This is a genomic window from Mesorhizobium sp. B2-4-18 (assembly GCF_006441385.1).
GTDB lineage: Bacteria > Pseudomonadota > Alphaproteobacteria > Rhizobiales > Rhizobiaceae > Mesorhizobium > Mesorhizobium australicum.
Genome location: NZ_VFUW01000013.1, coordinates 79,565 through 97,053 on the forward strand (window position 1 = coordinate 79,565; position 17,489 = coordinate 97,053).

16 protein-coding genes are annotated in these 17,489 nt (G+C 64.2%); 5 read left to right on the top strand and 11 right to left on the bottom strand.

Going from position 1 to position 17,489, the window contains the following annotated elements; genetic code table 11:
- Positions 1 to 172: 172 nt before the first annotated feature.
- Entirely contained in the window at positions 173 to 766 is a 594-nt protein-coding gene (locus tag FJ527_RS25925) for a DUF6456 domain-containing protein (RefSeq protein WP_140824358.1), read from the top strand.
- A 109-nt stretch (positions 767 to 875) separates the two neighbouring features.
- On the opposite strand, the gene FJ527_RS25930 is transcribed toward FJ527_RS25925, so the two are convergent.
- The 4 genes from FJ527_RS25930 to FJ527_RS25945 form a co-directional block, all read right to left on the bottom strand.
- The gene (locus tag FJ527_RS25930) at positions 876 to 1,217 is read right to left on the bottom strand and encodes a hypothetical protein (RefSeq protein ID WP_318013047.1); all 342 of its coding nucleotides are present in this window, start codon (positions 1,215 to 1,217) and stop codon (positions 876 to 878) included.
- 300 nt (positions 1,218 to 1,517) lie between these two features.
- Positions 1,518 to 3,545: an acyltransferase family protein gene (locus FJ527_RS25935; protein ID WP_140824359.1), complete on the bottom strand. Its 2,028-nt coding sequence runs from the start codon at positions 3,543 to 3,545 to the stop codon at positions 1,518 to 1,520.
- 268 nt (positions 3,546 to 3,813) lie between these two features.
- Positions 3,814 to 4,116, bottom strand: a complete 303-nt coding sequence (locus FJ527_RS25940) for a hypothetical protein (RefSeq protein WP_015316825.1) — start codon at positions 4,114 to 4,116, stop codon at positions 3,814 to 3,816.
- Positions 4,117 to 4,628: 512 nt separating this feature from the next.
- A complete protein-coding gene (locus FJ527_RS25945; protein ID WP_140824360.1) occupies positions 4,629 to 5,213 on the bottom strand; it encodes a TetR/AcrR family transcriptional regulator in 585 nt (194 codons plus the stop codon).
- Between the two features lie 103 nt (positions 5,214 to 5,316).
- On the opposite strand from FJ527_RS25945, the gene FJ527_RS25950 reads away from it, so the two are divergent.
- Together FJ527_RS25950 and FJ527_RS25955 are read left to right on the top strand one after the other, a co-directional pair.
- Entirely contained in the window at positions 5,317 to 6,132 is an 816-nt protein-coding gene (locus FJ527_RS25950; protein ID WP_140824361.1) for an oxidoreductase, read from the top strand.
- 27 nt (positions 6,133 to 6,159) lie between these two features.
- Positions 6,160 to 7,161, top strand: a complete 1,002-nt coding sequence (locus FJ527_RS25955) for an NADP-dependent oxidoreductase (protein ID WP_140824394.1) — start codon at positions 6,160 to 6,162, stop codon at positions 7,159 to 7,161.
- 47 nt (positions 7,162 to 7,208) lie between these two features.
- Here the strand turns inward: FJ527_RS25955 and FJ527_RS25960 are convergent, their stop codons facing one another.
- The 7 genes from FJ527_RS25960 to FJ527_RS25995 form a co-directional block, all read right to left on the bottom strand.
- Positions 7,209 to 7,892: a GntR family transcriptional regulator gene (locus FJ527_RS25960; RefSeq protein ID WP_140725075.1), complete on the bottom strand. Its 684-nt coding sequence runs from the start codon at positions 7,890 to 7,892 to the stop codon at positions 7,209 to 7,211.
- Between the two features lie 48 nt (positions 7,893 to 7,940).
- Positions 7,941 to 8,135, bottom strand: a complete 195-nt coding sequence (locus FJ527_RS25965) for a hypothetical protein (protein ID WP_348642097.1) — start codon at positions 8,133 to 8,135, stop codon at positions 7,941 to 7,943.
- A 190-nt stretch (positions 8,136 to 8,325) separates the two neighbouring features.
- The gene (locus tag FJ527_RS25970) at positions 8,326 to 8,703 is read right to left on the bottom strand and encodes a hypothetical protein (protein WP_140824362.1); all 378 of its coding nucleotides are present in this window, start codon (positions 8,701 to 8,703) and stop codon (positions 8,326 to 8,328) included.
- A gap of 113 nt (positions 8,704 to 8,816) precedes the next feature.
- The gene (locus tag FJ527_RS25975) at positions 8,817 to 9,848 is read right to left on the bottom strand and encodes a hydroxyacid dehydrogenase (RefSeq protein WP_140824363.1); all 1,032 of its coding nucleotides are present in this window, start codon (positions 9,846 to 9,848) and stop codon (positions 8,817 to 8,819) included.
- A gap of 612 nt (positions 9,849 to 10,460) precedes the next feature.
- Positions 10,461 to 10,664 (bottom strand): hypothetical protein, encoded by a 204-nt coding sequence (locus FJ527_RS25985; RefSeq protein ID WP_140617918.1) that lies wholly within the window; start codon positions 10,662 to 10,664, stop codon positions 10,461 to 10,463.
- A gap of 197 nt (positions 10,665 to 10,861) precedes the next feature.
- Positions 10,862 to 12,070 carry an NAD(P)/FAD-dependent oxidoreductase gene (locus tag FJ527_RS25990; protein WP_181166486.1) on the bottom strand — a complete coding sequence of 403 codons (1,209 nt, stop codon included), beginning with the start codon at positions 12,068 to 12,070 and terminating at the stop codon, positions 10,862 to 10,864.
- Positions 12,071 to 12,165: 95 nt separating this feature from the next.
- Positions 12,166 to 13,689 (bottom strand): formyl transferase, encoded by a 1,524-nt coding sequence (locus FJ527_RS25995; protein ID WP_140824364.1) that lies wholly within the window; start codon positions 13,687 to 13,689, stop codon positions 12,166 to 12,168.
- A 282-nt stretch (positions 13,690 to 13,971) separates the two neighbouring features.
- Between FJ527_RS25995 and FJ527_RS26000 the strand changes: the two genes are divergently transcribed.
- Positions 13,972 to 16,104 (top strand): Wzz/FepE/Etk N-terminal domain-containing protein, encoded by a 2,133-nt coding sequence (locus FJ527_RS26000; protein ID WP_140824365.1) that lies wholly within the window; start codon positions 13,972 to 13,974, stop codon positions 16,102 to 16,104.
- 1 nt (position 16,105) lies between these two features.
- A complete protein-coding gene (locus tag FJ527_RS26005; protein WP_181166487.1) occupies positions 16,106 to 17,461 on the top strand; it encodes a VpsF family polysaccharide biosynthesis protein in 1,356 nt (451 codons plus the stop codon).
- The last annotated feature ends 28 nt before the right edge of the window (positions 17,462 to 17,489 follow it).

A 17,489-nucleotide genomic window follows, 5' to 3' on the forward strand; every position in this document is an offset into this window, starting at 1 on the left:
CAGAGCCGACTGAGAATTGAGCATCGCAATGCGCACCCCTGAAGAAGCGACTTTCGACTGTCGGCGCTGCCTCCGCTCCGTCCGCTTCGCGGCCCACCTCCGCCACGCCTTGCGAGGCCGAGGAGCCCAGGTTCTGCAAGGCCACCACTCGAACGCAACCAAGGAGCCACCCATGCCCAAAAAAACCAAGGCCGCCAGGCCGCAAGCGCCGAAACTGCCGAGAGGCGAGGCCGAGCAGGTGCGCATCCGCCGCGAGGTCGGCCATGATTTCGCGCTGAAGGACGATGCCTTCGGCCGCAAGCGGCTGACACCGGGCACGGCCGAGGCGCGGCGCGTCTACGAGGTGTCGAATGACGGCCACACTTCCACCGGCGGCATCGTGCGGGTGCGCAATGTCGACCCGCTGCTGGGCATCACCTCGCTGACCCGCCAACAGCGCGAGGCCGGCATGCGCTACCGCGAGCACTTCCGGTGCAGCCAGCAGGCCGATATCAAGCCGATGCGCTGGACGGAGCGCGTCGACGGCGGCCGCATCGGCGGCGGCATCGCCGACAGCGTGCTCAACGCCGGCCGCGCGCACGCCGCCGCGACACGGGCGCTCGGGCATTGGGACGTGGCGGCAATCGTGCGGAAGGTCGTCTGCCTGGAACAGCCGGTGAAGACCGTGGCCGAACAGGATGGCGAAGGCCGCGACGTGGTGACGAAGCTGTTGAAGGTAGGGCTCGACCTGCTGGCCGTGCACTATGGGATGATGATGGGACGTTAGGATTGTTCAACCCCGACGATGCGGGCGCGCCGGCAATGCTGGTGTTTTACGCAAGCCGGACGGTAATATTGATCCGGCCGGCTAACGCCGGCCGGATAAAATCCCAAGGTCAGTAGCCGCAGACCCGCACTCTCTCGATTACACGGTGGTGATGGCGCCAATGCTTCACCAACTCGGTGTGGCAGCGGCGATGGTACATGCCGTAATAGCGCGGCCGGTAGCCGTCGTCGTACACGCCATAACGATAGTGGTGACGGCGGTAATAGGCTCCATCGTCGGAGTAGCCACCGTAATAGTCGCTATCGTCGGAGTAGTGACGGTAATAGTCGCGATGTCTGGGAACGTAGTAGTCGTCATCATAGCCGTTCCCGATGCCGAGCGTGATGCTGGCGGCATTTGCCGGAGCGATCACCGCCATCGCCGAAGCGGCCGCGATCACGGATGCAAGCAAGAGCTTTTTCATGACAACCTCCTTCTTAAGGTGCGCCTAATAAACGCTGCAGCCGCGGCCCTGTTCCCATAAATCGGTGGATCGATCGTTCGAGCTGTTTGCCGGGGCGCGAAAGGACCTGTCCGGCGATGCCGCCCTGGCCGTACCTGTCAGCATGGTGGGGCGCGTTTTGAACCTTGGCCGCCGCCGTCCATTTCCCCTGGATGCAACCAGCAAGGCATGCAACCACCAAGGGAGATTGGACCACGGGGGCCGAGTAAGCGGGCGCTCTTCCTTTTCCCACAAGGGGAAAGGAACCCTCTAAAACAGCGCCTTTTCCAGCGGTGCTGTCAGTGTCTCGGCAAAGGCCGTCGCCAGATGATGCCTGTCGCGGAAGGCGAGTTTGCCGTCGATGAAGACGTGGCATTCGGTCGGGCCGCAGAAGCGGTCGGTGAGGTCGACATAGAGCGTGTCGGGGATGCTTTTCACCACCGCGCGCTCGGCGGCGGCCACGTCGTCATTGGCGGCCTCGGCCCTCGGCGTGTCGCACAGCGACGGCGCCTCGCGCCACCACAGCGCGCGGGCGACGCAGGCGTTCGCGAAGCTGTCGCCGATCGGCGTGTCGCGGATGACGGCGGCCTCGACGCCTGCCTGGCTGAAGGCCTCCAAGGTGGAGCGCAGGCCAGCCTGCCAGCGAGCTATCTCGGCCTTGCGGCTGGCGGCGGACATGTCGCGTGTCAGATTGCCGATCGAGAATTCCGAGATCACCACCAGGCGCGGCTTGCTGCGGATAATGTCTGAAATCGCCTGTTCGCGCCAGGCGTCGCATTCGGTGTAGTCGCGCTTGAGCACGGCGTTGAAGGTCGACAGGCGTGAAGCGCGGCACGAGGATTTGAGGTAGGTGATCACTTTGGTGTCGTTGCGTTTTGCTGCCTCGACCAGCGGCGTCGACCAGTGGTCGGCATGCGAATCGCCGAACAGCACGATGGTGTGGGCGGCGTCGGCCGGCCCGAAGGTGCAAGGTTTCGGCTCCACCTTGTGAAAATCGAGCAGGCAGTCCTTGTCGACGGCGCGCGCGATGGACGGCTGTTCGGCGGCCTCTTCGATGCCGCGCTGGGTGGGGTCGATGTTGCGCGTGGCCAGATGCGCGTTGGCGTAGGCCGCAGCCACGCCGGCGGCGGTCAGCACGAGGGCCGGGGCGAGGGCAAGCCCGGGGAAAAGCCGAAGCAGTCCTGCGGCCGGGCTGGCGTCGAAGCGAAAGGCTCTGGCTGTCGCCGCCAGCCAGTCGCCGCGCCGCGCGGGGTTTTCGATCAGCCGGTAGGTGGCCGCCGACAGCGCCAGCGCCAGCACGGCGCAGCCGATGCGCTGCGCCACGCCGAGGTCGGGCTGCAGCATGGTGGCATAGACGATGACGGGCCAATGCCAGAGATAGAGCGAATAGGAGAGCGTGCCGACCCACTGCAAGGGCGGCAGCGAGAGCATGGCGGCGGGCGCCGAGGCCCCCCAGCGAGTCCTGGCCGGGGCATCGCCCTGCTCGCCGGCGCCGTTCAACAGCACCAGCACGGAGCCGGCAACCGGCAGCAGCGCGTACCAGCCGGGGAAGGGCAGGTCTTCGCTCAAACAGAGATAGGCGACGGCGATCAGCGCCAAGCCCAGCCATCCCTGTGCCGCCCGCAGCCAGGACTGATGCCGCCACAAGATTGGCGCGGCAAAGGTCGCCAGGCCGCCGGCGGCGAATTCCCAGGCCCGCAGCGGCGAGAAATAGAAAGCCCAGGCCGGCGAGAGACTGGTGAGCCAGAGACAAGCCGCGAAGGAGGCGAGGCCGACGGTACCGATCACGACCACCGTCATGCGCCGGCCCCGATGCAGCCAGGCGGCGAAGACAAGCAGTGCCGGCCAGACGAGATAGAACTGCTCCTCCACCGACAGCGACCAGAAGTGGATGAAGGGGTTGCTCAAGGCATCGGCGGCGAAATAGTCGAACGACCAGCGCAGCAGCCACAGATTGATGGTGTAGGCCGCGGCATACATGGCGCCGCGCGAATAGAGCGCCTGTTCCTGCGGCGCCATGATGAAGGTGCCGACGGCGAGCGTGACCAGGATGACGAAGATGGCGGCCGGCAGAAGGCGCCGTGCGCGCCTGGCATAGAAGCGCCAGAGGTCGAGCCGGCCGGTCTCGGTGATCTCCTGCATCAGATGCGTGGTGATCAGCCAGCCGGAAATGACAAAGAAGATGTCGACCCCGGCAAAGCCGCCAGGCAGCGCCGTCAGGCCGAAATGGTAGGCGACGACGCCGCCAACCGCCAGCGCGCGCAAGCCCTGTATGTCAGGCCGAAACGATGCCGCCACGACAGCTCCTTCGTTTGCGCCCAGCCGTCACCTGTCCGGCCGGGTAGCCGATATTGCAATGCAGCATATATTTCGCAGTGCAACATGGCCAGAGCAAGGACGCTGTTTTTTCCTCTTCTTGAAAAAAGCGGGAAATGTGTTGATCGAGGCAAAAACTCGTGGGATCAGGCACTTGGAGTGGGGGCCGAATGAGTAGCGGCAGGGCAAAGCACGGCGGTCACGAAAACAGCCCCGCGAACGGGGCTGTTTTCACGGCTGCGGCGCGTTATCAACTGCCACCGTTCAATTTCACGCTGCTGCAGAACTCCGGATGCGTGTTGGTCGGGTTGGCGTTCTTGGCCTCGTCGGCGCAGGCGGTCTTCATGGCGGTCTGGTCCTCGGGCGTGAGGGCCTTCCAGGCTTTGACGAAGTCATCATTGCCGACCATCTTCTTCATGCCTGAGTCCGTGTAGAACGGCTTCATCTTGGCAGGATCGTCGAGAGCGGATGTTCCTGTGCTGCCTCCCGCGAGAGCCGAACCGGTGGCCATCGAAAGCGCCATCGCGCCAAGACAGATCATCTTGATGTTCATGACTGGATCCTTCCCTGTTGCTTTGTGATCGTCGAAGCAACGATCAAGGTTATAACGAAACAGTTTGCCCGAAAGTTCCGGTTTTATCAGACCAAAAACCCTAATTCAGCCAAAATGTGTTCTGTCTAACCTTTGAAATATTTGCGGTATTTGGAACGCGAGCCACGGCTCCAGGCGACTGCTTGGTTTTGAGCAATCTTCCCCGCTGCTGCTCATCGCCGCTGACGCTGGACGACCAGGCTTCAGGTCGTCTGGACAACTTCGCGGCTCGCGGATGGTTCCGGGTTCCGGCAGGACGGCCTTGTCGCCGCACAAAAAAGGCCTCGCGGGCGCAGCCAGCGAGGCATTGATTGGAGGGACTTGTCATCGCCTCAGGAAGCGATTGCGCAGCAACGAGGCCGGCTTGCGGAAAGTTTCAGCGCCCAGCGACCGTCAAGCGCCTCTGCTACGAGAGCCGAGATCAGCTTGCCGGCACCTTGCAGACTTCGTCTGAGCTACAGCTTCGCTCGAACCTAGGAGGAAGCCTCGCTATCCCGCTGGATCAGCGTGCGCGCCGCGTCTGCCCCTGCCGCGAGGATGCGTTCCGAGAGTTCCGTTCCGTCCACGGCGCGGGCCATCTGAAGGGCGCCGATAAGGGTCGCAAAGATGCCCAGCGCAACGCTTTCCCGATTCCGGGTCCGCGGCGGCAGTTCCGCCGCCACTTGGCGCACCTGGGTCAGCAAGCGCTCGGTATAGAGTTGACGTGTTTCGGAAGGCTCGCGTGCGATCTCCGGCAGCAATGCGGCGGACGCGCAGCCCTGTCCCGGATTATCCCGGTGTGCCGTCGACAGATAAGTGTCGATGGCCATATCCAGGCCGCCGGCAGCCAAAGCTTCGCGGATCTGGTCCGACTGATCCTCCAAGGCCGCTGCCACGGTTTCACGGACAAGCGCCGCCTTGGATTGAAAGTGCGGATAGAAGGCCCCGTTGGTCAGGCCGGCGTCTTTCATGATGGTTGCGAGCCCGGACGCGGCGATACCGTCACCGCGAAAACGGTTGGCGGCAACCTCCATGATCCGGCTGCGCGAGGCGTCCTTCCGGCCTTTTTCATAGCGCATGGCTGCGATTCCTTTCTTCTATTGCATTATGAGTGTAATATGATATTACGACCATAATTCTAACGAGGCGAAAAAGCTAGCCCTCATGATTTTGGAGCACCAAATGAACAGGAATTCGGGAAAGACCGCGCTCGTCACGGGAGCCTCCTCGGGCATCGGCCGCGCCAGCGCGGAAGCGCTGGCGCGAGCGGGATTTACCGTGTTCGGCACAAGCCGCCGCAAGCTCGGCGACAGCCCGAACGGAGTAACCATGCTGGTTTGCGATGTGACCGACGACAAGGCCATCGATGCACTCGTTTCAACCATACACGCGCAGACCGGCCGCATCGATCTGCTGGTCAACAATGCCGGCGTCGGCATGTTTGGAGGAGCCGAAGAATCCTCGATCTCGCAGGTGCAGGCGCTGTTCGACGTCAATCTGTTCGGCGTCATGCGCGTGACCAATGCGGTGTTGCCGTCGATGCGGCGGCAGGGCGTAGGACGCATCATAAATATCGGCTCGATCCTGGGATTGGTACCCGCGCCATATTCGGCGCATTACTCCGCGGTCAAGCACGCGCTCGAAGGTTATTCGGAATCGCTCGATCATGAGATTCGTGCTTTCAATATTCGCGTCTCGGTCATCGAGCCGGCATTCGTGCGCACCGTCTTCGACCAGAATGGAATAGAACCGGATTCCGTGCTGAAGGAATACGATCGGGCGCGAGCCGGCTTCAAGGCGTTGCTTGCCGATGTGATGCCCAAAGCCGATCGGCCGGAAGTGGTGGCGGATGTGGTCGTCAAAGCGGCGACCGCCAGCCAGCCGCGCCGGCGCTACACCGCGGGCAAGGCGGCCCGGCAGGTCAGCCTGCTGCGTCGCTTCGCGCCCGCCGGGATGTTCGACAAGATCTTGCGCAAGCAGTTCCGCTTGCCTGCCTGAGCAAACGATTTTCAGAAAGTGACCATGATGAAAGCCTTTGTCGTCGACAAATATCAGAAGAAGGGCGCCCTGCGGCTGGCCGAAATGCCAGAGCCGGATCTGCGGGACGATGATGTCCTGGTCGAGATCCATGCCGCCGCCGTGAACCTCCTGGATGCCAAAGTCCGGGACGGAGAGTTCAAACCCATCCTGCCCTATCGCCCGCCCTTCCTTCTGGGCCACGACGTGGCAGGGATCGTCGTGCGGGTCGGATCGAAAGTCCGCGGCTTCAAGCCAGGCGACGAAGTCTATGCCCGGCCGCGCGATGGCCGGATCGGGACATTCGCGCAATCCATAGCCATGAACGAAGCCGACGTGGCCCTGAAGCCAAAAAACCTCAGCATGGAAGAGGCCGCCTCGATCCCGCTCGTCGGCCTGACTGCCTGGCAGGTGCTGGTCGAGAAAGCCAAACTGAGGAAGGGGCAGAAAGTCTTCATCCAGGCCGGTTCCGGCGGGGTGGGGACCTTCGCCATCCAGCTGGCGAAGCATCTCGGCGCGACGGTCGCGACAACAGCGAGCGCGGCGAGCACCGATCTGGTCAAAAGTCTCGGCGCCGATATCGTCGTCGATTACAAGAAGGATGATTTCGAAAACGTCCTGCAGGGCTACGACGTTGTCCTGAACAGCCAGGACGCCAAGACGCTCGCAAAATCGCTGCGCGTTCTGAAGCCGGGCGGCAAGCTGATCTCCATCTCCGGTCCCCCGGATTCCGACTTTGCCAGGAAACAAGGCTTCAACATCGTCCTGAGGCTGATCGTGGGCCTGCTCAGCCGTGGCATACGCCGCAAGGCAAAACGCGCCGGTGTCGACTATTCGTTCCTGTTCATGTGGGCGCAGGGCGACCAGCTGGGCAAGATCACGTCGCTCATCGAATCCGGCGCCGTACGCCCCGCCGTCGATCGGGTCTTCCCATTCGAACAGACCAACGAAGCATTGACCTATGTCGGGACCGGACGGGCAAAAGGCAAGGTCGTCATCAAGGTCAGATAGAATGGCGCGGCAGCGGCGCGTCACCTGTACCCCGGCACTGTCCGTCATCATCCTTGGCCGGCGTCGCGGCCCACCGGTCCCATCTCGACCTCCCTGAGATAAAACGCCTTGCTCGGCTGCAGGTGATCGACACAGAGCTGCGCCAGCACCCAATTGTCGCTGCGCTTCAGCGCCTCGATCATCATCAGATGATGCTGGCGCGAGATTTCGAGCTTGTCCCGGTCGGCCAGCGAATTCGCCCGTACCGGCAGGCTGAGGCGCATATAGTGCTCGATCGAGGACACGAGATAGGCGTTGCCGCAGGCCGAGAACATGGTGAGGTGGAAGCGGTCGTTGGCCTCATGGATGCCTCTGAGGTAGCCGGCGTCGACATGGGTGCTGTAGACGCGGTGGATCTCGATCAGCTCGGCGATCAGCGCCTCGCTCGCCGGCAGCCGGATCATCAGCGCGGCCTGGCGCTGCAGCATCTCGCGCACCTCATATATCTGGCGGACTTCCTCGGGGGCGAGCCGGCGCACCGTGGCGCCCTTGTTGCGCTCGCGCGTGGCGACGCCAAGCCTTTCCAGCTGGTAGAGGGCCTGGCGGATGGTGTGGCGCGAGACCGGGAAGCGGGCCAGCAGCACGTCCTCGACCAGCCGCGTGCCGGGCGCCAGCCGGCCAAAGATGATGTCTTCCTCCAGCGCATGGACGATATCGGCTTCCTTGCCGCCATAGTCGACCGTGTTGAGCATCGCGATCCTCTTGCTGGCCCGGCCAAATCGTCATTGGCCCAGACCACTCTAGCGTTCGCGCGCGAGGCTGGCCACAAGCTGGTCGAGGCTGACGACGCCGCACATCCGCATCGCGTGGCGCAGGCTGATCCTGCCGACTTGCTGGCGCATGATGACCGGCAGGCAGGCCGGCCCCGCTCCGGTCAGCACGAAGGCCTGGCCGACCAGGACCGGTTCGGAGAAGGGCGCCCACTGCACGGCCACGAATGGGACCTTCGGCCAATATCGCTGCTGGACATGGAAAGGCCCGCCACCGACGCGACTCGTGACGGGCCTTCCGAGTACGCCGGGCTTCCCACCGCCCGGCCATTTGCAAAACCAGCCGGCGGCGCGATCGTTCCATCAGGAAGCGCGGGCATCTCTGGGAGACGGGCTCACGGACCTTTGCGGGTCACTATTTGTGGATGAGCCATTCTATCAAGCCGGTCTCGACCAGCTCGCAGCCGGTAAACTCGTGAACCAGGCTTTTGGCCAGATCGCGCCATTGACACTCGGGCACGTTCGCTTGCGAGACCAGATCTCGAAATACAGCGCGCAGAATGTCGGCATCGAACGCTGAGACGGCAACGGGAACCGGGTCTGTAGCTTCCCAGGCTTGACCGTTGTCATCGCGTTGGAAAAGGCGTTTCAGAAGCTCGCGCGATTGCGCGATCGCGCGCCTGGAATGGTCCATTTCGCGGCGAAAGGCGATGTTTCCAGCAATGGAACGATGTCGTAGCAGGAAGCAGGCTTCGATAGCTGCCCGCGCCACGTCTATATGGCTTCCAACCATCGCTACCTCCCTGAGGTTGTTTTTTACGCCTCCGAAGGTGCATCTCAAAGGGGATTCAGCGTACGGTTTGGTACAAAACCCGCCTATGCGGTTGAGCACACCCGCGCGGTTGCTCAATTCCTGTCGGACGGCTTCGAACGCATCCTCGACACCGTCTCGCGCTCGGCGCGTTTGGAGCGCAGCGGCGGCAGGCCACGGTCGATCAGGTCCATGTCCTCCAGCACCATGTCGCCCATGCGTTTGAAGGCGGTGTCGAGGGCGCCGGCGCGATGGGCGGAGCGCAGGAAGCCGGGCAGCGCGCGCACGGGATGGTCGACTGCCAGCGGCTCCTCGGGAAAGACATCGCTGGCGGCAAGGATGTGGCCGCTCTTCACAGCCGCCATCAAGGCGGGGAAATCGACCACGCCGGCACGGCTGAGCAGGATGAAGGCGGCTCCCTTGCGCATCCTGCCAAAAGCATCGGCGCCCAGAAACCCCTGGTTCTCGGAGGTTACCGAGGCGACGACGAAGACGAAGTCGCTTGATGACAGCACCTCGTCCAGCGAGGCCGGCTCGACGCCGTTTTCCCTCAGGATCGACGGCGGCAGCCAGGGGTCGAACACCTTCGTGTGGGTGCGGAAGCCCGACAGCAGGCGGTTGAGGGCGCGGCCGAGATCGCCGAAGCCGATGATGCCGACATCGGCTCCTGAAAGCAGCCGCGCCGTCTGGTTGCCGTCGCCGCCCCACAGTTCCTCGCCTTTGCGGAAAGCAAGGTCGGCATCGACGATGCCGCGGGCAAGGTTGAGCGCCATGGCCAGGCCGAGCTCGGCTACCGGCTCGGCGAAGACTAGGCCCGTCGTGACGACATGGACACCCCGTGCGAACAGTGTTTCGTAGGGCATGTTGTCGAGGAGGTTGCTCTCGACATTGAAGACGCAGCGCAGCGCCTTCATCGCTTCAAGCGTCCGCGGGGAGATCGGGGGCTGGCCGACGATGTAGCGGGCCTCGGCCAGCACCTGGGCCGGCAGCCGCGCCACGCCGTCGGGCGTCGTCTCGACGATGCGATAATGCGCCTTGAGGCGCGCCAGCTGCGGCGGCGTGAAGATCAGTTCGAGCGTGCGCGGCTCGGGCGCGCTGATCACCAGCGGCAAGGCGGTGTCTGACATTGGCAAGTCCTCCCACGCGCCTTGTGGCGCTTTCTCGATCCTAAATCTATCCCGTGCCGGCGGATTTGAAAGCACGGTAGACCAATTCACCCGGCGCGGGGCGTTTCGAACAATCACCACGGCCGTCCTGGTACGATTGACATTGGCGGCGAAGCCGGTCTTCTCTGCGGTTTCCAACAAGGGGAGATGGCTGGTGAAGAAATACGAGAAGCCAACCTGGCAGAAGCGCGAACGGCTTTCGGCCGTCACTGCTCTCGCTGGACCTTCAGGGTTACCGACCTGAACGCATTCGCCTGCTGAAACAAAGGCGCGATCGACCGATCGCGCCTTTGCCTTTGCGAACGAGCAGGCCGTCACCCACGCCGCTTCGGCGGTGCGGGCTTCTGTCGCTCGCCGCTTGGCTCCGCGGACAGTCGCTGCTTGCGAAGGCGCTCGGTCTTTGCGTCGCGGGCCTGCCGTTCGGCGTCGAGGATGAGCCGCGACTCGCGATCGGCTCTCTCAAGCTTATGCTTGTCGACCAATCGGGCCACTTTGTCCTCCGGCAGCGTGTCGCATTCCATGAAACCAACGCCGTTCGGCAAGGTTCCGTTGGGTCCGAGCTTTGAGATCGCGTCAGGATTCTGCGTGGTCCGATCGCTCGGCGCGATGACCGGTCTGCCAACTGGTGAGTTGGCGCTCGGCCTCCGATATGGTCACGCTCATCAAGCCGTCAAATTCGGCCATGGCTTCCATATGCCCATGATCAATGATGGATTTGCGAAGAATGCGCATTGCCAGAATAGCATCCTGCAACGCGCGGTCGATATTCTTGACCATGACAGGATCTCCTGCGGGAATAACCTGTCGGCAAGCCGCTTGTTCCCACCGAACGGCACTGGATCTGCTTTTTGAGCGCGATGTCGCTGTCCCGGTGAAGCGCTCCAGCGGTTTCCTTCTCCGGGAGGGGTGGAGCCAGGTTAGAGGTACGGCCCTCAGGACAGAACCACGATGACGATAGAGGGTGGAAAGCCCCCTCACGCCATGCCCGGCTCCCGCCGCATTCCCAAATGGCGCACCTTGCGGCCGATGATCATCAGCCTGCGTGCCGTGTTGTTGCGCAGGCGCCGCGCGCGCCATTCCAGCCCGGTTTCGGTGGTGATCCGCCTGGCATAGACACTCACACGCATGCCGGCCTCATCGGAGGCCAGCTTGACCGGATCGTCATAGAAAGCGGCGATCTTGTCCGCCGCCATGCCTGGCGTTTCCAGCCAGCGTGGAATGTGAACGGAATGGAGCTGATCGACGTCGATCATGACCCGCCCTATGCCGACGCCCGGCGTCGGGCATGTCGTCCAGAACGCGTCACCGATGAAGACGACCCCGTCGCGGCGATGGCCTTGCGTCGTGGTCAGGTTGATCTGCCGGACCTCGACGGGACTTGAGACAGCGAAGTTGCCGCATTGCGCCGATATTTCAGGCATCAATTCGCAAAGCATTTTCTGCGGATTGGCCCGAAAGTCCCTCGTCCATTGTTCGGCCACGGTGCGATAGACGAACATGTTGGCCCGCATCTTGTCGCCGAGAGGAAAGACGGTGATGTAGGCGACGCGGTCGCTGGCCCGCCTGCCGTAGCAGGTGACGGCCTGGTAGCCGCATTCGCGCGGCGGAATGGCGAGGTCGAAACCCATCGACAGCGAATGAGCTTTCGATTGCTCGACCCGCTCGACGCCGATGGCGCGCCGCACCGCTTCGCTGTGACCGGTGGCGACCACCAGCAGGCGAGCCGTGATGACCCTGCCGTCGTTCAGCACAAGGCGCTGCCGGTCCGGTCCGGTCGAGACCTCGGCGACCTTGCCGACCGTTATCGGCACTTGCGGGGGAAGGGCATCGCGCAGCCCGTTGATCAACGCTCCATAGGAAAATGCGTATTCGGGCCTGCGCTCACGCGCGAACAACTGGCCAAGGCGGAAGACATGAATGTCGTCAAACGGCGTGACGAGCCGCATGATCGTTTTGTCGAGGCCGAGCTTCTCGAACAGCCGTATCTGATCGGTACCGATTTTTTCGGCCCGGAACTCGTCGTGATGAACGCGGTGCGGATCGATCAGTGCCACCTTGCGGCCGGCTTTTGCCAACACGGTTGCCAGCGTGGTGCCGGCCATTCCGGCGCCAACGATCGCCACGTCGACTTCGATGGGGTCAGCGTCGGCGGGGGTGATTTCGCTGCCCTTCATGCTGGTCATCTTCTGTCTCCACAATCCGTGGTGGAAAATATCTTCCGGACCATAATCAACCTCAAGCAACCAGCGCGGGTGGCCGGTAGTAACAAACGTTTAGGTTAACCACCGCCACCTCTTTTCCAGCGCGGCGCGATCGCCGAGCCGTCGATGAACTCCAGGCCGCCCGCCTCGTTGAGCGTGTGCAGCTTACGCCCACTCCATAGCGCGCCGGGGGTTAAGATCGTCTCGACACGCTGCTCCATGCCGTTCAAATCAAGGTGAGTGACGCGTGCGATGCCAAGGGCGCCGCCGTAGCTCCTGCGGCAGTCCTGTACCGGACGCAGCAACTGGCCGTCACGTTCGACCATGCGTCCGGCCGGCCGCGCCGAGGCGATGTCGATCAGCACCGGATTCCTGGGATGCGGCGTCCAGGGGCCGCGAAAGTCAGGCGCCGACCACAGATGCAGCGCGTCCGAGAAGGCGCCGCCGCCGTCCCGGGCGCTGCCTTCACCGTCCCGGACGGTGGCGAACAGCCACCACGAGCCGCCATGCTCGACCAAGGTGGCGTCGCTGGCGACGATGTCGGACAGCAGCGTCGCTTCCTTGACCCATCCGCCCGGGAAGGCCGTGGCGCGGTAGAGATCCACCGTCCGGTTGGCGCAGCTTTCCGGCACCATCCAAACCTCGCCATCACGCTCGAAGACGAAGGGGTAGGAGAGATGGTAGGGCAGATCGAGCACCGGCTCCGGACGGCCGATCGGCCCCGACGGACCAAACGGCACGGCGGAAATGATGGCTCGGCCCAGGCGGTGGATATAGTCCTCGACGAACAGGGTTACCTGTCCCTGATGAAGGATCGGGAACGGATCGGCGTAGAAGCGGCTGCCGTCGTCGGGCAATTCTCGCCAGCCAGAGGCCGGATGCGCGCGCAGGTCGAACAGATCCCGCCCGCCGGTCTGGCGCCAGCCGACCTTCCAGTGCGGGGCGTTGTAGCAGAGATGGTAGATCTTCTGGACGACGCGGCGCGCCAATGCCTTGCCCGCCCTGACGCCGAGCTTGCCGGCCGAGGGCAGCGATGGCGGCCCCCTGCCGTCCTCCGGCTCGGGCAGGGCGGGCAGGGCGCCCCGCGCCGCGCCCGTCACCGCCGCCAGGATCAGGCTTGCCGTGCGCGCCAGCATGTCTTGGAACGAGGCGAGCGCGATGCCGCCATATTCGGTGCCCAGGCGTCCTTCGGCGACGACGGCGCCGTTCTCCTCGATGCAGGCCCGCGGGGTCCGGCCATCGAGGATCGACGCCAGCAGGGCCGCTTCGCCGCCGGCGCCGTCATAGGTCACATGCCAGACGCGTGTTCCTTCCATTCGCACATCGCCGCAGAGGTCGAGCACGAGGTCGGGCGCGGCGGCGGGCTGCGTGCGGTAGGGTGCCAGCGCCGACAACGGCAGGCGCTTGGCCAGTCCGTCCGCGGGCAAGCCATGGATGACCGTTTCAAGCTGGAACAGTGCCGCGACGCTGCCTGGAATGCCGCTCCCGGCTGGGCGTGCGTCGACGCTGACCGCGACCTCGGCGAGCGCGGCCAGGCGCTGCAGCAGCAGCAGGTGAAAGGCACGGAGGCAGTCGCTGTCCAGGCGCAGGCTCACCTGCATGTCGCACCCCTAGAATTCTGATATTCGGTATTGGCCGGTGTTCGATTTTTAGGCACGATCGGTGGGCGACGGTCGGACTGGAGGAAGATGTTGCTCCATTCCATTCGTTTCCCGCTCGCTCGCGCCCTGTCAACACGGCCCATGCCTCTGCTACGCAAACTCCGTGCCAAAAATCAGAAGAGCTCCCAACATAATTAACAGTGTTTTAACAGTTGGAGTAATAGCTAAGCTTAAGCCGCAATTTAAGCTTTTGGGGCACATGGAGTGTTGTCGGAGCGACCTTTGCAATCATCCCTGCTCTCGTTGCCGCAACAACACGCTCCAGAGGTGATGCAATATGCGCCGGAGCCACCGCCGGCCGCGTCCTATCCGTCCTCGACCGTCGAGCTGGGTGACCTGAAGCGCATTCTGGTGCGCCGCCGTTTCCTGATCCTCGCCACCGCCGCGCTGCTGACGCTCGGGGCGCTGCTCTATGGACTGTTCACGCCGGCGCTTTACAGCTCGGTGGCGGAGATCATCGTCGATCCGCAGGACCTGCAGGTGGTCACCAACGACGTCAATCCGAGCCGCGTTCCGCCTGATGGCGGCATCACCATGGTGGAAAGCCAGGTTGCCGTCGTCCAGTCGAGCGGCGTGCTGCTCAGGGCAATCGCGGCGACCAACCTGACCGACGACCCGGAATTCAACGGGCAGGGCGGGTTGTTGAGCCGCCTGCTCGGCGGCGTGCTGGGCTCGGGCTCGGCCGAAACCGACAAGGCGGGCAAGACGCTCGATGCGCTGCGCCGGCGGCTTGCGGTCAAGCGGGCCGACAAGGTGCTGGTCCTCGACGTGATCGTTACCGCCAAGAGCGCCGACAAGGCGGCGAAGCTCGCCAATGCCATCGCGCAGGCCTACCTGGCGGATCAGGCGAGCGCGCGCGCGAAGATGGCCACGGATGCTTCCGACTCGATCACGGCGCGGCTGGACGAGCAGCGCAAGCGCGTCCAGCGGGCCGAGAATGCGGTCGAGGCCTACAGGTCGGCCAACAACATGGTGATGGCCGCCGGCAATCTGGTCAGTGACCAGGAACTGACCGAGATCAACACGCAGCTCGCCGCCGCGCAGAGCCGCACCGCGACGCTGAAGGCGCAGGTCGACCAGTTGCGCCGGTCCGGCGGCGCGCCGGACGCGACCTCGGAAGCGATGCGCTCGGCGGTGATTTCGAGCCTGCGGGCGCAGGAGGCGACACTTGTCGACCAGGTTTCGCAGCTCGGCACGGAGCTCGGGCCGCGCCATCCTTCGATGATGGCAGCCCAGCAGCAATTGCGCGACACGCGCGCGCTCATCGCGCGCGAACTCGGTCGTATCGCCGCCGCCGCCGAAACCGACTACGAGCGCGCGCTGGCCAACCAGCAGGCGCTGGAAGCGAAGGTCGCGGGCATGAAGAGCAAGTCGCTCGACACCGACCAGGCCTCGGTCAAGCTGCGCGAACTGCAACGCGATCTCGAGGCGGTGCGCTCCGTCTATGCCACTTATCTGCAACGGGCGCAGGAAACGCGCGAGCAGGTCAATGTCGACAGCACCAATGCGCGCATCATCTCCGACGCCATGCCGGCCCTGAAGAAGAGCTGGCCGCCGCTGTTGCTGCTGGTGTTCGGCGCGTTCTTCGGCGGGCTGGGGCTCGGCACCGGCATGGCGCTGATCGCGGAATATTCATCGCCGACGGTGCTTTCCAGCGCGCAGATGCAATCGGCCATCGACGCGCCCGTGGTGGGCGTGCTGCCGGCAAAATCAGCGCGCCGCCGCTGGTGGCCTTTCGGCGGCGCCGCCGCGCCGGCCGGACAGAAGATGGACGCCGTCGCCGGCCTGGCGTTGAGACGCCTGTTCTCCTCCAGCCGGCGTCCGCCGAACTGGCCACTGGTACCGTCGATCCTGGTGACGTCGGCGCCAGAGGACGCCGCGCAGCGGGGCCGGGTGGCGCGCCTGCTGGCCAACGCGGCGGCTGCCAGGGGCAGCCGTGTCCTGTTCATCGACACCAACAATGCCGGCGGCAGCCAGAAGGAGCCGCAGCCAGGTCTCCTCGACGTGCTGCGCGGCGAATACGCCTTCGAAGCGCTCAGCCAATACGCGCCCGGCAGCAACGTCGCGCTTCTCGGCAAGGGTCGGCCGAAGGCTGCTTTTTCCGAGGCGCAGGGCGTCTATTTCACACAGCATATGCTGGCCCAGGCGAGCCGCAATTTCGAACTCGTCGTCGTCGATGGCGGCGCGCTGGCCGACAATCTCAACGCCTCACCGCTGGTCGCCATGGTCGACGAGATAGTGCTCGTCGCCACGCTGAACGCGACGCCGATGCGCGACGTCACGGCGGCCTCGCAAGCCATTTCGGTCATGGGGCGGTTGCCGACCGGCGCCTTGCTGGTCGACGAGGCGGCCTGACATGGCTGCCATCCGGGGCGCCGCCCGGTCCGCCACCCCGGCGGCCGGCTGGGCTGGCCAGGGTCAAGCCCCGACCGCGCCCCGCACCGGCAATTCCGTCGACTGGGTGACCGGCTACGGCCTGGTCGCGGTGGTGGCGCTGCTGTTCAGCATTTCGGGCGGCATGCTGTGGCTGGTGGGCTACAATTACGACGGCCTGACCGGCAATCCGGCGACCAAGATCCATCCTTCCACCTATCTGCTCGTGCTGATGTTTGCCTGGCGCGCCTGCACGTTCGGCAACCCGGTAGGCTATACGCTGGCCATCGCCGACAGGCGGCCTGCCAGCGCGCTGCTAGCCGTCATGTCGATCATGCTGCTGGTCGTCGTCATCGTCAGGCAGCGCCCCGGCATGGCCGGCATGATCGACACGTTCGTGGCGGCGGCGCTGCTGGCGATGATGCTGGCCGAGGCCGACGAAAAGACGTTCGCCCGCATGCAAACCGTGGTGCACGCGGTGATGACGGTCAACGCGCTGCTGGCGCTGTTCGAGTTCGCCACCAAGACGCTGGTCTTTCCCTACCGGCTCGACGGCGAGGTGTTCATGAACGACCTGCGCTCGACGGCGCTCCAGGGCCATCCTCTGTCCAACGCCACGATCACCTCGATCTATGTGCTGGCGCTGCTCTCCGGTTCGAAATCCCTGTCCATGCCGCTGCGGCTCGGGCTGATCGGCCTGCAATGCGCGGCGCTGGTGGTATTTGGCGGGCGCTCGGCGATGGTGACGACGATCGCGCTCGGCGGCATCTATCTGCTTTTCAGTGGCGTGGCTTATCTGCGGCGAGGACGCATCAGCCTGCCGGGTGCCGCCCTTGCCGTCATGCTCGCCTCGCTGCTGCCGGTCGTGGTGGTCATGCTGTTCTCCTACGGCTTCTTCGACGCGCTGCTGGAGCGCTTCGTGTCGGACAGCGGCAGCGCCAATGCCCGCGTCGAAATGTTCGAGTTGTTCAAGCATTTCGAACTGCGCGACTTGATTGTGGGGCCCGACATCGATCTCATCGAAAGCCTGCGCCGCATCAACGGCCTCGAACAGGGTATCGAGAACCCGATCATCCGCCTGCTCCTCTATCAGGGCGCCTTCTTCACCCTGCTGTTGTTTTTCGGCTTCGCGCTGTTCATGCACGAAGTGGCACGCCGCTGCCATCCCGGCATCTGGCTGCCGATGCTGGGCTGGCTGATCCTGCTCAACACCTCCGAAAGCCTGGCGTCCAAGACGACGCTGATGACCAAGTTCGTGGTGATCGCGCTGGCGCTTTACAGGCCGGTGCGGCCAGCGCGGACGGCGGGGCGTCCGGGCGCACAAGGGGTGCCGAGGTAGCGCTCTACGGCGACAAGGAACTCGGCCG

Bases quoted from the DNA above. Each gene is read 5' to 3' on its own strand.
- FJ527_RS25925 (WP_140824358.1), top strand. From the start codon at position 173: ATGCCCAAAAAAACCAAGGCCGCCAGGCCGCAAGCGCCGAAACTGCCG.
- FJ527_RS25940 (WP_015316825.1), bottom strand. From the start codon at position 4,116: ATGAACATCAAGATGATCTGTCTTGGCGCGATGGCGCTTTCGATGGCC.
- FJ527_RS25945 (WP_140824360.1), bottom strand. From the start codon at position 5,213: ATGCGCTATGAAAAAGGCCGGAAGGACGCCTCGCGCAGCCGGATCATG.
- FJ527_RS25950 (WP_140824361.1), top strand. From the start codon at position 5,317: ATGAACAGGAATTCGGGAAAGACCGCGCTCGTCACGGGAGCCTCCTCG.
- FJ527_RS25955 (WP_140824394.1), top strand. From the start codon at position 6,160: ATGAAAGCCTTTGTCGTCGACAAATATCAGAAGAAGGGCGCCCTGCGG.
- FJ527_RS25960 (WP_140725075.1), bottom strand. From the start codon at position 7,892: ATGCTCAACACGGTCGACTATGGCGGCAAGGAAGCCGATATCGTCCAT.
- FJ527_RS25970 (WP_140824362.1), bottom strand. From the start codon at position 8,703: ATGGTTGGAAGCCATATAGACGTGGCGCGGGCAGCTATCGAAGCCTGC.
- FJ527_RS25975 (WP_140824363.1), bottom strand. From the start codon at position 9,848: ATGTCAGACACCGCCTTGCCGCTGGTGATCAGCGCGCCCGAGCCGCGC.
- FJ527_RS25985 (WP_140617918.1), bottom strand. From the start codon at position 10,664: ATGGTCAAGAATATCGACCGCGCGTTGCAGGATGCTATTCTGGCAATG.
- FJ527_RS25990 (WP_181166486.1), bottom strand. From the start codon at position 12,070: ATGACCAGCATGAAGGGCAGCGAAATCACCCCCGCCGACGCTGACCCC.
- FJ527_RS25995 (WP_140824364.1), bottom strand. From the start codon at position 13,689: ATGCAGGTGAGCCTGCGCCTGGACAGCGACTGCCTCCGTGCCTTTCAC.
- FJ527_RS26005 (WP_181166487.1), top strand. From the start codon at position 16,106: ATGGCTGCCATCCGGGGCGCCGCCCGGTCCGCCACCCCGGCGGCCGGC.